Genomic DNA, 13,404 nt, shown 5'->3' on the forward strand with positions numbered 1-13,404 from the left:
TGGGAAATGGCGCGCTCGGGTTCAGGCCCGCAGCGGCGCGCGAAGCCGGAATTTCCTGCCCGAGCGCAGCGCGCGGTGAGCCAGATCAGTCCTGCTGCCTGGCGAGCACATAGCCCACGCCGCGCACCGTGAGGATGCGGCGCGGTTTTTTGGCGTCGGCTTCGATGGCCGCGCGGATGCGGCCCATGTGTACGTCGATGGAGCGGTCAAAGGCTTCGAGCCCGCGGCCGCGCACGGCTTCCATGATTTGCTCGCGTGTGAGCACGCGGCCGGCCCGCTCGGCCAGGGCCACGAGCAGGTCGAACTGGTACGAGGTGAGCTCCACCTGCTGCCCGGCAACCGTCACGCTGCGCGCGTTGCGGTCGATCTCCAGCGTGCCAAAGCGCAGGGCCTGCGCGGCTGGCGTTGCGCCACTGGTGCGCCGGCGCAGGATGGCGCGGATGCGCGCCAGCAGTTCGCGGGGCTCGAAGGGTTTGGGCAGGTAGTCGTCGGCGCCCAATTCCAGGCCGATGACGCGGTCCATGGGGTCGCCCTTGGCCGTGAGCATGAGCACGGGCAGCTGCGCCGCGCTGCCCGGCAGCGCGCGGATGCGGCGGCACAGTTCCAGGCCATCCATGTCGGGCAGCATCAGGTCCAGGATCACGAGGTCGGGAAGCGCGCCCGATCCGGCCCCCTGCAACTGGGCCAGGCCGCTTGTGCCGTCGGCGCGGTGCATGACCCGCAGGCCCGACAGACCCAGATACTCGCCCACCATCTGCGCGAGGCGGGCGTCGTCTTCGATCATCAACAGTTGCGCGTGCATGCGCGCAGTGTAGTGGGCTGCAATGTCGTGCAACAGCTCCGAGCCGTTGTCCAACGGGGCATGCGTTTGAATTCGCATCAGCATGTCGTTGAACGCGACCGCTTCAGCGTTACGTTTATCCGGATCGTCTCAGCGCATAATCCATGCGCCAGAGGAGCCACTCCACTCCAAACGATTCGAGGAATCGCGCAAGCTTTGAACAACCCCGTTGTTTACCCATGACAAAAAATCAAAAAAAGAACGCGGCCACCCTGATGGGAGCAATGGTCCTCATGGCCTGGCTCACGGCTTGCGGTGGAGGGGCTGGCTCGAATCTCGAGAGTGGCAAGACGATCGGCAATGTCGCAACCCCGGATCGTGGCGTGGAGATCAATTCCGGAGAGAGTTTGGCCATTTCTGCCACGGCCGATACGCGCGGCCCGGGAATTTCCAGTCACCGCTGGAGCATCGCAGCCAAATCCGACGCGGCATTGCGTGCCAAAGCACCCACCATCCAGAATGCCGATTGCGCAAATGCAACAACTTCCAAGAAGCCGATTGCGGGCGGAGCGATCACCATTGCGCAATCGCGCTGCGCTGGGTGGATCGTGGTGCCGATCACGGCGGTGGATGCCATCTGGACCGTCACCTCAACGGCAACCGGCACGGACGGAACGATCAGTTCAGACTCGTTCGACCTTGTGGTCAAAGCCTTGCCGCTTCCACTGTTCGTGGTTCATGCCAGCGCAAGCGCAAATCCGACGCTCGACAAGCCTGTGTATCTGACGGGTCTTGCCAAGACCGATGCACAGGATCAGGGAAAAATCAAGTATGCGTGGACCCAAATGGCCGGGCCAACGGTTTCTCTCGGTGGTTCTGATACATCGGCTGCCACATTCATTCCCACCGTTACCGGAGAATATGTCTTTCGTCTGACGGGCACCTGGGAGATGGATGATCTCGTGCGTATCAAAACGGATATCGTACAGTTGCGCATCACCGGGCCGCAGGCCAGCGATTTTGCCTTCAGCGTGAAAGCCAGCGCCACTCCGACAACAGTGCAAAGTTCCAGTCCCGTGACACTCTCGGCAGAGGTATCCACCCGGGAAGGCGCGAAATTCGACAGCATCACATACAAGTGGACCAGCTTGGTTGGTCCGGACATTCCCAGCACGTCGACGAACCTGGCCACCATCGTTCTTGCACCCGAGTTGCCAGGAACATATGTCTGGTCCGTTGAAGCCACGTTGAAGTCTGGCTCCCACACGGAAGCCCAGGTCAGCCATGCAAAGTTCGAGGTGCAGTGAGGGTATCGCTGCGGTTTGCGCCTTGCCATGACGCGACTAGAGCGTCGCCTTCAGGTCACCGCTGATCCTGAAGCGATGCGCCAGCCCCACGGGGTTGCTTGCCACATCGCGGTAGATACGAAACACAACGTAATGTGCTGACGCCCCGAGCCAATCGCCCTTTTGTGCATCGACGACCTGCCATTGGCCGTCCCAGAAGACTTCGGCCCAATTGTGATAGTCCTGCGGGAGAACAACGGCATCGCCATCGACCACGTATCCTCCGACCATGCGCGCGGGAATCCCGAGGGCACGGCATAGAGCGACCACGAGATCGGCGTATTCCGTGCAGTCACCTTGGCTTGTGAGCAAAGCCTGCAACGCGCCCCTGTCTTCCGCGAGATAGCCTGCGTAGCGGATATTTCCCTGCACCCACTCAAAAATTGCCCGGGCACTCAGTGCCGGCGTGCTGCGTCCGAGTTGCCGGGCCAATAGCCCTATCTGCGGGTGATCGGACTCTATGAAGCGCTCGGCAGCCAACCACTCCCGGGGTGCTGCGAGTTCTTGTCGGCGCTCGCTCCCGTTCAAGGCCAGCGTTGCGTCGATGGTCACGATCTTGTGCGCAAAAGGAGGAAACCGGTCGAAGGACAGTTCCAAAATGAGATGCCCCAGTGCGTCCGGGTAAATCTGGTGGGGTACGGAAACATGCGTCTGCACAACGCGCTGTCCAGCCAGGTTCGCAGGCAGATAACACCACAGACGTTGTTCAAGCAGGGCACGATCGAGTGGGTTGCTTGTTTTGAGAAAAAACCGCAAGTGACGCAGCACGCAACGCCGTGCATCGCATTCGGCATGGGCAACGCCGGGGACAGGCGCCAACAACCCGGCAAGCGGCAACGCCAGAATGCTTCTGCGCGCCAACCCTGCTGGCATCGAACCTTGTTGGCGGGTACTCACAGACCACAACCTGGCAGTTTGGGGCCCCGGGCTTGGGCGACCCACATGGCTTTGTAGGTGGCCATTTGCCTTGCAAAAGCCTCCCGGGAGTCACCATAGACCAGCAAGGGGATGGGCATGAGCGTCCGCTGGATTGACTCGACCCCGGAATCGGGCAAGTCAGCGATCAGCAAGATGGAAATCAAGCTTCCCTTGGGCAGGGTCTTGCGGTGCTTGTCTACCAGCATGCGAATCGCATCCGGGCTCGTCCGCTCCAAAACATGCGCAGCGCCAAAATCGGATTGCATCGCAGCGTGCGACCTGTCGAGCAGGATCAAATGGTCTGCATTCTGACTCTCCAACCAAAGCTCTGCGGGGGACAGACGTGTCAGCTGTGCCCGTTGGGTAGCCGAAGGCGTGCGCCCCATGATGGACTGGCCCTGGTGGAGCCACATCGCCATTCCTCCATGCAGGACATGCACCTGCTCGTACCCGGCCTGCTTGAGACGGGCGCATTCGCGGTACAACGCATGCTCTGCCTTGCCGCTGTCCACCAGCACCACCTTTTTCCTGCGCCAGTAGGGCTTGGCGTAAAGATCGGAAGAGCCCAGATTCAAAGCCCCCTCGATATGAAACCCGTGGTAGTCAGCGGCCGGCCGCAAATCGATGAATGCCGCATCTCCATTGGCCACCTTGGCCAGCAAGGGTAAAGCTTCCCGCACGGTGATGGCACAAGCTTCGCCATGGGGCGCGACCGGGGCGGGAAGCGCTTGATCGGGTCCCGGGACGCTTTCATCGCGGCGACATATGCCGCTGGCCGGCTCGATGCCTTCCAAGGCTTGTGGCAATTCATTCCCCGCAGGGGCAGGCTGCGCCCATGCAAGGTTTCCCGACGGCCCGAAGGCCATGGCAAGAATGAGGGCGCGGGTCAGCGCCGCGGCGTGGTTTTTCATGGTTTGTCCTCCGCCTGGATTTTCTCTGCTCTCTGGCCTGGTTCTGCGGGGGCCATCATGCCCGATGCATCGGGCGGAGCGCCGGATTCCATCCGCACCGCCAAGTCGGCGGGATAGGTGAATATCCACTCCGAGTATTTTTCCTTGCCTTTGAACGCCATTTCCTCAACCTCGAAACCATCTCTTTTGATGCTTGTCTGATCCGACAACGAATACACACCGACAATGCGTCCGCCGATTCTCACCGTACCCCACTGCGCCTTCCCGGTCATGGGGTCTGCGAAGATTCGTCGCAGGTGCCGCCGGATTCCGGGAAAGCGTTTGTCCTGCAACAAATCCTCCAACGAGTCAGGGTACTCCTTCCGGTCGGCCGCTTGCCGGGCCTCATGGTAGCTGCCGATGGCCGATCGGAACTGTCGTCCTATCGCCAGCAATTCCCTTTCCCGCTCCCTTTGAACGGCTGTTGCGTCCAACTCGACTGCAACGGTCATGCCCACGGCCATCAAGGCGACCAGCAACAGGGTCCAGAGATAGCTGAATCCGGACTGCCCACGGGCTGCGCCCACGGCCTTACAGTGATCCATAGGAGATGCCGTCCTTGCCCGATCCGGGTGCACCGCTCTTTACGTCCACGATACCGCTCGCCTCTTGTTCCCGCGCAGGCACCAGGATCCAGGTGTGTGTTGACTCCGTGACGGGGTCCATGGGAACCGCGCGCAGGTACTTCGCATCGACCAACTCTTCGAGGGTAGCCGGGAATCTGCCTTTGTCGGCGTGGAATCTGTCGATCGTGACACGCAGTACCCGCAGGTTTTCCTGAAGCGCCACCTCCCTGGATTTGTCCAGGGAGCCAAAATAGCGCGGCAGGGCAATCGTCAACAGCAAGGCCAGAATGGCCATGACGATCAGCATTTCGATCAGCGTAAAACCCCTGGATTTGCTGCCCATGGTAGAGCCCTCACCACTGACGGTACGGTACGCCGTTGAGCCCCACCTTGTCCGAACGGCTGTAGACGTCGAATACGTCGTCGCCTTCGCTCGGGTCATCGGGAGGGGACGCGTAGCTGCGCAGGCCCCAGCTATCCGCGGGCTTGACCGCAGGGTCAGCCGCCATGGGGTCTGCGGGCAGGCGTCTGAGGAAATAGATCTTTTGCCGCGCCGGGCTGCGCTGGTCTTCAACACCTTCGACCAGTGCGTCCAAGGTCTTGGGATACCCGGACTCTCCCAGCATGACCGCGATCCTGCCCAGTTCTGCGGCACGCTTGTAGGCATCGAGCGCCTGGCGGATCTCTGCCAACGCAGCACGCAAGCTGTGCTCCCTGTGTCTTTGCACGGTCAGTTGTGCCATGGGGGTCGCCACCATCACCAAGACGGCCATGATGGCAAGGGTGACCATCAGTTCAATGAAAGTAAAGCCCTTGCAGGGGATACGCCGATGCATCATCAGGGAAGCACCCGCAAAGCATGCTCCAGCGGCATCCGCAGGGGCGCCGCGCCCGCCGGTTCGGGCGTTGCCGACAACAGCTGCAATTTGACGTTTCCGGGTTTGACCGCCTTCAAATTCAGGGTTATCAATGCCCCGCTGCCATTGATGCCTGCCTGATCGCCTGCGGTATTTTGGCGCACGAGGGCGACGAATACCTTGCCCTGTGCAGGATCGACGCGCTGGCTGAAACTGGTCTGCGCATTGCCCTGCATGAAAAAATCCCCTTCCTGAACACTCGCCACCTGCAAGGCCTGCGGGTCAAACGCCACCAGCAATGGCATGCCGCGCAATGCCTGCTGGCTGTTGACGCGCAGCACGGCGCTGAACTGTTCGCCGACCTTCACTTGCGTGGGCGCTTGCCAGGCCAGAACCACCGCGCCCGTTCCGGCGCCGGCCGGCGCGCCGTTCCCCGCCGTTTGCGCAGCGTCTGGCCCCGCAGGCGGGGACGCGCTGGCGGCCGGGGGCAGGCCCGTCGGTGCGGGCGCGGGGGCTGGCTCGGCGGCGCCCGCGGGGGGCTCTTCGGGTGTCGAGAGCCTGAGCGTTGGCGCGCCAACACTGCTTTCGGTTCCCGATTCAAATTCAGCGGACAACATGTCGGGACGCTGAATGGAGCGCACCATCCTGGGCGTAATCGACAGCAGGATTTCGCTGCGCTGGGTATCGTCTTTCTGGCTGCCAAACAGCCGTCCGGCAATGGGCAGTTCGCCCAGTCCAGGCACCTTGTTGGCCGTCGTGCGGTCCTCGTCGTTGATCAATCCGGCAAGGATTTGCGTCTCCCCGTCCCTGAGCCGCAGCACCGTGCTCGCGCCGCGCGTTCCGATCTGGTAGGAGAGCGTTCCGGACTTGCTCACGATTTCGCGCACGAGATTCGACACTTCCAGGCTGACCTTGATCGCAACCTCCTCGTCCAGGTAAATGCTCGGCTCGACCTCCAGCTTCAAACCCACGTCGACGTAGCTCACGGACTCCGAGACAAAACCCGTGGACGTCGACGTCGTGGTGATGACCGGCACCCGATCGCCGATCTGCACCTTGGCCTTTTCCTTGTTGCGCACGCGAATGCGCGGATTTGCGAGGATGTTTGCGTTCTGGTCTTCCTTGCGGGCATTGATGAGTATGTTCCCGGTGCCGACCGTAGTGGACTCCCGCCAGGTGAGGTACCTCAGGTCATCGAGCGTCAGCTTGGCCGTTCCCATTTGCAATGGTGACAGCGTGGCCTGGCCTGGCCACTGCACACCCAACTCCATCAGGCGCGAGCGCTTGATCTCCAGGATCTCCACTTCCAGCATCACCTCGGGATCGCTCAGATCCTGCAAGGCAACGATCCGCTCGGCCATGCGGATGGCTTCCGGGGTATCGCGCATGATGATCACGCCCAGGCGTTCGTCGATCACCACGTCCTTCGTTTTGAGGATGGTCTTGATGGTGTTGGAGACCGCCTTCACATCGGCATTCGCGAGGTAAAAACTGCGCACCGCCAGGGTTTGGTACTCCTTGAGCTTCTGCGGTGTTCCCGGATAAATCAGCAGAGAGTTGTCATTCAGCACTTTTTGCTCGAGCTGATTCGTCACCAGAAGCACGCGCATGGCGTCTTCGATGGTGGTGTTCTTCGCAAAAATCGTCGCCTTGAGGTCCGGACGAATTTCTTTGTCATAAAAGAAGTTCAACCCGGACACTTTGGCAACGACCTCGAGGATGGATTTCAACGGGGCATCACGAAACTCCAGGGAAATGGGCTTCCTGAACGTGGCCGCCAGTTTCGCCTCGGGGCGCAGCTGCTTTGCCAGCGCATCCTGTACCTGCGCCCTGAGGCTCAGAGCATCCTTCTGGCCGGGGTTCTCGGAAAGGATGGAACGCAGTTTCTCCAGCGCCGCATGCAGATCGGCGACCTTGCCCTTTTTGAAAAACTCCTGCGCTTCGGCAACGCTCAGGCGATGCCGGCGTTCGAGCGCCAATGCCTGAAGCCCTTGGCGCGCCATCGCGTGTTCGGGCTCCATGTCCTGCACTTGCCGATAGAGTTTTTCCGCGTCCGTCAAGCGACCCTCGCGGCGTGCCGCTTCGCCCGCGGCAATCAGGCGATTGATCACCGAGGTCCTGCGCGTGGCCAGCGCAATCCGGTACTCCGCGTTCTTTGGCGCCAGCTTGACGGCCTCTTCCAGTTTCGCCAGACCCTGGTCTGTCTTGCCCTCGAGCAGCAACTGGTTGCCCTCTTGAAATGCCTGCATACCGGCGCATGCCGTGAGCAGCACGAGCAGAGTCAGCGCTGCGACCTCTTGCACAAAGCGGGCGCAGCGTTGGCCGCAAGGCAACGCAGGCACCGGGTTTTTCAAACGGGGCAGCAACCCGCAGAGGCGTTGGAATTGCACGGAAGCGTCAGTCATTTTGAATTTCCTGCCATTACTGGCTGGCGCCCAACGCCAGATGCTGAACCTGATCGAGCGGGAGATAGCGCAAAGTGAGTGTGCTCTCGCTAAGACCCTCCACCTTGTAATGCTCGGCAATGGTGTCACCCACACGGACAACGAGGCTTCTGTCCATGTACTGCAGGAAAACGGCCGCCCTGCCGTCTTCCTCGTACCGCCCCAGAACCTGGAACGGGAGCGGCGGAACCTGTGGAGCGACAGAGGAAGCCTCCGCGCGCACGGGTTGTGCCGCCGGCTCCAGCGCAGCGGGCGCCGTTGCCCACTGCGCCGGGTCGAACAAACGCGCCTTCAGCCCATCGTCCTGCTCGGCGGAACCCCGGTCGAGAATACGCAGCACCTCGGTGCTTTGGGAGGCGAGCCGCCCCGCCGGGCGCGATCTGGACGCATCCCGGGACTCGGTCGGCGCCGCGCCCCGGTTTGCCGCGCCCGCCGTGACGCGCGGTGCGAGCAGCGCATCCTGCTCACCCCCGGCAGGGGCGAACCACGCTGCCACCAAGGTCGCGACCAGGACGGCAAAGAGTGCCGCACGCTTTGCGTTCCGTGTCATCGCACGCGCTCCGTGGAACCTTCTTCGGTCCTCGAGCCTGACTTCGAACGGGATCCCTGTGGCAACTGCGTGAGCGCGACCCACTGAATGCGGGCCTCGATGGTTTCTGAAATCACGCGCTCACGTTTGAATTGCAGGCTCTCGATGGTGAGGTGTTTCTGCTCCAGCATGGCCTTATGAATGAGTCTGTGAACGGCCATGGACTTCCCGCGCACGGGAAGGCTCATGCGGTAGCGCATGAATCCGCCCTCCTGATCGGCAACTGCCTGGTAGTCACCGCGCTCGATCGACAGGCCCTCGTCCTGCGCCCATTGCAGCAGGTCCTGAACCATTTGCGGGATGTCGTCGTGGGGCAAAAGAACGCTCTCGAACAGGCGCAGCCTGTCCTGCGCATCGAATGCCGCTTCCGGGTCGGATGCAGATACGAAGGAGCGGGCCGGGGAATGGGCCGGCGCATCCGCCACCAGCAAGGCCCGCACCCGGGCCAGCGATTGCGCCTGCTGCACCTGGCCATACGCCAGCCAGCCCAGCACACCGATGGCCAGGGACAGCGCTGCGGCACACCATCCCCAGAGGCCAAAACGCCGGTTCAAGGAGGCCGCCGTGCAATGCACGCGCCAAGCGAGTTCCTGCATGCGCCAGGCCATCGACTTCCTGGGTGGTCGGCCCATCCCGCGGCTCATGATCTGGCCTCCACGGTGAATCGGTAAGGGCAGTTTTCCCCCGGGTCCAAGATCTCGTGGCGCATCAGGTAGGCCCCGCCAAAGGGCTTGCGTCCCGCGACAAAGGCAACGTAGCGCGCCATGTCCGCGCCGCTGCAGGCCTGCGCCAGAATCTTGATGCCCACGGTCTGTGATGGTGCGTTCGTTGTCCGGCCCATGGTCTCCATGCTCAGGACCGCCACCCGGATGTCTTGGGGAGGAACCAGGGCATCGAGCAGTGCATCGATGGGCAGGTTCAACTCCCGAATCGCCCGGTTGACTGCCTGAACGCGTGCGGCTTCTTCGCGCGACCAAGTCTTTCCCGTCGCAGCGGGTTGCCGGGCGCGCTCCGTTTGTGCAATCCTTGCTTGCAGCGCAGAAGCGCTGGAAAACCCGCGGATGAGTTGCACCGCCAAAACGGCACAGGCCATCACCAGGGTCGCCAAAACGATCCATTGCCAGCGCGTGCAGGGCAAGGGGACCCCCTGGAAACAAAGCGCGTGCGCACCCGCCCGGGTCTCCAGCGAGCCCATCAGCGCCGCATGGACCTGCACTTGGGGACCGATCGGCGTGAAGGGCGCGCCAAGTTCTCCGGGCTCTGCATTGCCGTCAGAGAGATCGAGGAGCGCAACGTGGGCGACGGAGGGCAATCCCGGCTCACGCAGACACAGTCTTTGCCATGTGTCCGCCAAGGTTCGGGCTGTCACGCCGTCGGCATGTGCCTGGCGCTGGCTCAGACCACTGATCCAGGAGACGCCGCGCCAATTGCGCACCAGGGAGTGCGCGATCGTGACGCGGTTCCCCTCGATCACCGCCAGCGCTTGCGCACCGGTTCCTGAAGCGCCTGGCCCTGAAGGCATTCCCGATCGCCCTGGGCGCTGCATCAGCAGCCAGGCCGCGACACTCAGCGGATGCACGGACGCCAGCCGTCCATCGACGCGGTGCGCCCACTCCCGAAGACATGACAGGAGCGCCCGGGGGTAGGCCACGGCGAGCCGGGGAGCCTCGAAGGGTGCGTCGTCCATCCGGATCACATCCTCTGCAAGCACCTCGAATCCGGCAACCAGAAACTGGCTGTGTGCATAGGCTTGGGCCGACCCATGGCGCGTGAGCGCGGGGCTCCAGGCAAGCACCACGGCGGCAAGCCAGGCGTCGGCGACGAGTACCCGAATAGGCCGCTGCGGCCGCGGCGAATGCTGCGGCGACGACATTCCAGCGAGCGCATGCAGTGCTTCTTGCAGCGCCGTGAAAGACGGCATGGGACCCGCCGGACCGGCCCCCGGCAGTTCAACGCTGGCTTGCGGGCACCATTGGCGGTCTGCGCCGATCCGCTGCACGGCACCGTATTCGACGCGCTCCGAACGGACGAACAGGTACAGCGTACCGGGTCCGCACGGCCGGTTCGGTCCGGGGCGTTCAGCCGGTGACACGCACGACCTCTTCCAAGGTGGTCTCGCCACGCTCGACCCATTGCAGGGCCGTTGCCTGGAGCGCTTTCAGGCCCGTTTGCGCAGCCCGCTGCTTGAGCACCGAAATCGGGGCGCGCTCGGCAATCAGTTCACGCAGGCTGTCGTCGAGCGGCAGCACCTCGGCCACCGCCTTGCGGCCCTTGTAGCCAACGCCACGGCAATGCCCGCAGCCCTTGCCCGCCTTGAACGCCCAGCCCTGCACTTGCGCACGCACCAGGCCCGAAACCGCCAGTTCGTCATCGCCAGGCACAACCGGCGCGGCGCAATGCGGGCAGTTGATGCGCAACAGCCTCTGGGCCACGATGCCATTGAGGGCCGCGGCAAAGCTGTAGGCGTCCACCCCCATGTGCAGAAAGCGCCCCAACACGTCAAACACGCTGTTGGCGTGCACCGTGGTGAACACCAGATGGCCCGTGAGCGCTGCCTGCACGGCGATCTGCGCGGTTTCGTCGTCGCGGATTTCGCCGACCATGATCTTGTCAGGGTCGTGGCGCAGGATGGAGCGCAGGCCCCGCGCGAACGTCAAGCCCTTTTTTTCGTTGACGGGAATTTGCAGGACACGGGGCAAGCGGTATTCCACCGGATCCTCGATGGTCACGATCTTGGCGTGGCCCGTATGGATTTCGGTGATCGCAGCGTACAGCGTGGTCGTCTTGCCCGACCCCGTGGGGCCGGTCACCAAAAGCATGCCGTGGGACTTGCTTGCAAGTTTGCGGATGGCGGCCATCGAGCCGGTGTCCAGCCCCAGGTGATCCAGGCGCAGCGAGCGCGCCTGCTCGGTCAAGGACTGGCGATCGAGCAGCCGCAGCACGGCGTCTTCCCCGAAGATGTTGGGCATCACCGAGACCCGGAAATCTATCTCCCGACCGTTGACGCGCACCTTGAAGCGACCGTCTTGCGGAACCCGCCGCTCGGCAATGTCCAATTCGGCCATCACTTTGATGCGCGAGATCACCTGCTCGGTTCTCTCCTGCCCCTGGACCTGTGTAATGGGCACCAGCACGCCGTCGATGCGGTACAACACATGCAGGCAGCCGGCGTCGCATTCCAGATGGATGTCGCTGGCCTGCAGTTTCAGGGCGTCGTAAATGGTCGAATTCACCAGTTTGACCACGGGGCTCGCGTCGTCGCTGATCGAGGTCAGGGTGATGACCGCGGCAACTTCTTCGTCGTCCCGGACATGGGTATCCGCGGCAAAACCGTCCATGGCCCTGACTTGGCGTTCGTGCTGCGCCAGGAATGCCTGCAGGTCGTCCGGATGCGCCAGCACAATCTGCGCAACGACTCCCGCGCTGGCGCAGCGGTGCAGCGCCCATTCCTCGGTGGCCACGTCGAATGGGTCGGCCAGAATCAGGCTGGCACGTGCGGCGCCGTCACGGCCGAGCACCACGCCTTGTCCCAGGCACTGCGTATAGGCAATGGGCTCGAAATCGGGCGCCAACTCCTGCAGGGCGGCCATGTCCAACACCGGGTACGCAAAGCTCTTTCCCAGTGCGGCCATCAGCGCCTCTGCGGACCAGCCAGCGATCTGCTGCAACGCGGCGGGCAGGCTCAGATCCTGCTGCCCGCAAAGCGCACGCGCCTTCTCCATCAGGGCCGGCGTAATCTGCGCGGGCGGATCGTCGGGCATCATTGCAAACTCCCCGCCAACTCAAAGATCGGCAGGTACATCAGGACCACCACCGTACCGATGACGAGCCCGATCGCCAGCATCAAAACAGGCTCGAGCAGGCGCGAGGCCCAATCGAGCCAGCGGGCAAAGTCATCGTCCGCAAAGCGCGCCGTCCGCTCCAGCATCTCGGCCATCTGGCCGGAGCGCTCGCCCACCTTGATCAGCGACTCGGCCACCGGGCTGGCCAACGCTGTGTGCACCAATGCGGACGACAGACTGTGCCCCTGCTCCACGGCCAGACGGCACTGTTCCAACTGCCGCTGCTGCGCCGCGCTGAGCAGTCCCGCGACCATGCCCATGGCCCGCGGCAGGGCAATGCCTGCGGCCAGCAGCAGGCTCAGCGCCCGGTAAAACCGCGCAAGGCGGAACCCGTGCACCTTGTGCGCCAGACCGGGAAACTTCAGCAATTGCGCAAAAAGCCAGGCACGTCCCCGGGGCCGGCTCACGCCCCAGGCTCCCGGAACGAACACGCCCGACAACCCGGCCAAAACAATCTGCCAGTGCTGGTGGATGAACTTGCCAAAAGACAGCAACACCGTGGACAGCCAGGGCATGTCCCGACCCGAGGAGGCATACACCATCGCAAAACGCGGCACCACGTAGCCCAGCAGGAAGAGCGTGACGAATCCCCCCACCAGCAGCAGCATGGCCGGATAGATGGCGGCCGAGACCAGTTTCTTGCGCAGCGTATCGAACTGGATCTGGTAGGCGATATACCTTGCCAGCGATTGCGGCATGTCGCCCGTGCGCTCGGACGCGCGCACCGTGGCCACGTACACCGGCGAGAAATGCTCGGGTCTGGCGGCCAACACGTCCGAGAAGTTTCTGCCTTCCCGCAGGGCTTGCAAAACCTCGGTCAGGATGGCGCGCACGCCCGGGTTCCGCTCCTTGGCCAGCAAGGTGCCAATGGCTTCCGTCAGATTCAGCCCGGCATCGAGCAACGCCAGCAGTTCCTGGCTAAACAAAAGCAAAGGAAAGCTGCCCGCCACCCCATGCGTCGCATCGATGCCCGTGACCCCGGACTCGATCGCCAGCACGCGCATGCCACGCGCCGTGACACGGCGCAGCGCCTGCGCCTGGGTCGTGTCCGCGAACTCCAGCACCTGCGTGCTCCCGTCCACGCCCTGAACCTTGAGACGCCAACGGACAA

13 protein-coding genes are annotated in these 13,404 nt (G+C 63.1%); 1 reads left to right on the top strand and 12 read right to left on the bottom strand.

Translation table 11 applies throughout. The features are described 5' to 3' along the window. Positions 1-85 precede the first annotated feature (85 nt). The gene (locus tag D5041_RS09185) at positions 86-802 is read right to left on the bottom strand and encodes a response regulator (protein WP_265285074.1); all 717 of its coding nucleotides are present in this window, start codon (positions 800-802) and stop codon (positions 86-88) included. A 218-nt stretch (positions 803-1,020) separates the two neighbouring features. Between D5041_RS09185 and D5041_RS09190 the strand changes: the two genes are divergently transcribed. Further along, positions 1,021-2,088 carry a PKD domain-containing protein gene (locus tag D5041_RS09190; protein ID WP_265281761.1) on the top strand — a complete coding sequence of 356 codons (1,068 nt, stop codon included), beginning with the start codon at positions 1,021-1,023 and terminating at the stop codon, positions 2,086-2,088. 36 nt (positions 2,089-2,124) lie between these two features. On the opposite strand, the gene D5041_RS09195 is transcribed toward D5041_RS09190, so the two are convergent. The 11 genes from D5041_RS09195 to D5041_RS09245 all read right to left on the bottom strand — a co-directional run bounded on the left by D5041_RS09195 (position 2,125) and on the right by D5041_RS09245 (position 13,375). Then, positions 2,125-3,000 (bottom strand): transglutaminase-like domain-containing protein, encoded by an 876-nt coding sequence (locus D5041_RS09195; protein ID WP_265284500.1) that lies wholly within the window; start codon positions 2,998-3,000, stop codon positions 2,125-2,127. Positions 3,001-3,020: 20 nt separating this feature from the next. Then, entirely contained in the window at positions 3,021-3,956 is a 936-nt protein-coding gene (locus D5041_RS09200; protein ID WP_265284502.1) for a rhodanese-like domain-containing protein, read from the bottom strand. After that, positions 3,953-4,540: a type II secretion system protein gene (locus D5041_RS09205; protein ID WP_265284503.1), complete on the bottom strand. Its 588-nt coding sequence runs from the start codon at positions 4,538-4,540 to the stop codon at positions 3,953-3,955. Before D5041_RS09205 ends, D5041_RS09200 begins: the two co-directional genes overlap by 4 nt. After that, positions 4,527-4,904, bottom strand: a complete 378-nt coding sequence (locus tag D5041_RS09210) for a type II secretion system protein (protein ID WP_265281754.1) — start codon at positions 4,902-4,904, stop codon at positions 4,527-4,529. Before D5041_RS09210 ends, D5041_RS09205 begins: the two co-directional genes overlap by 14 nt. Before the next feature lie 10 nt (positions 4,905-4,914). Then, positions 4,915-5,400, bottom strand: a complete 486-nt coding sequence (locus D5041_RS09215) for a prepilin-type N-terminal cleavage/methylation domain-containing protein (protein WP_321162167.1) — start codon at positions 5,398-5,400, stop codon at positions 4,915-4,917. Next, a complete protein-coding gene (locus tag D5041_RS09220; RefSeq protein ID WP_265284504.1) occupies positions 5,400-7,823 on the bottom strand; it encodes a secretin GspD/PilQ domain-containing protein in 2,424 nt (807 codons plus the stop codon). The genes D5041_RS09215 and D5041_RS09220 overlap by 1 nt, the downstream gene beginning before the upstream one ends. 16 nt (positions 7,824-7,839) lie before the next feature. Then, positions 7,840-8,412, bottom strand: coding sequence for a hypothetical protein (locus D5041_RS09225; RefSeq protein WP_265284505.1), 573 nt, complete (start codon positions 8,410-8,412; stop codon positions 7,840-7,842). Continuing rightward, positions 8,409-9,095, bottom strand: a complete 687-nt coding sequence (locus D5041_RS09230) for a hypothetical protein (RefSeq protein ID WP_265284506.1) — start codon at positions 9,093-9,095, stop codon at positions 8,409-8,411. The genes D5041_RS09225 and D5041_RS09230 overlap by 4 nt, the downstream gene beginning before the upstream one ends. After that, positions 9,092-10,372 (bottom strand): hypothetical protein, encoded by a 1,281-nt coding sequence (locus D5041_RS09235; protein ID WP_265284507.1) that lies wholly within the window; start codon positions 10,370-10,372, stop codon positions 9,092-9,094. The genes D5041_RS09230 and D5041_RS09235 overlap by 4 nt, the downstream gene beginning before the upstream one ends. Before the next feature lie 157 nt (positions 10,373-10,529). Beyond that, complete coding sequence (locus D5041_RS09240) at positions 10,530-12,215, bottom strand: GspE/PulE family protein (RefSeq protein ID WP_265284508.1); 1,686 nt, start codon at positions 12,213-12,215, stop codon at positions 10,530-10,532. After that, positions 12,212-13,375, bottom strand: a complete 1,164-nt coding sequence (locus tag D5041_RS09245) for a type II secretion system F family protein (RefSeq protein ID WP_265284510.1) — start codon at positions 13,373-13,375, stop codon at positions 12,212-12,214. Before D5041_RS09245 ends, D5041_RS09240 begins: the two co-directional genes overlap by 4 nt. Positions 13,376-13,404 lie beyond the last annotated feature (29 nt).

The sequence above is a fragment of the Verminephrobacter aporrectodeae subsp. tuberculatae genome (assembly GCF_026127385.1).
GTDB lineage: Bacteria > Pseudomonadota > Gammaproteobacteria > Burkholderiales > Burkholderiaceae_C > Acidovorax > Acidovorax aporrectodeae.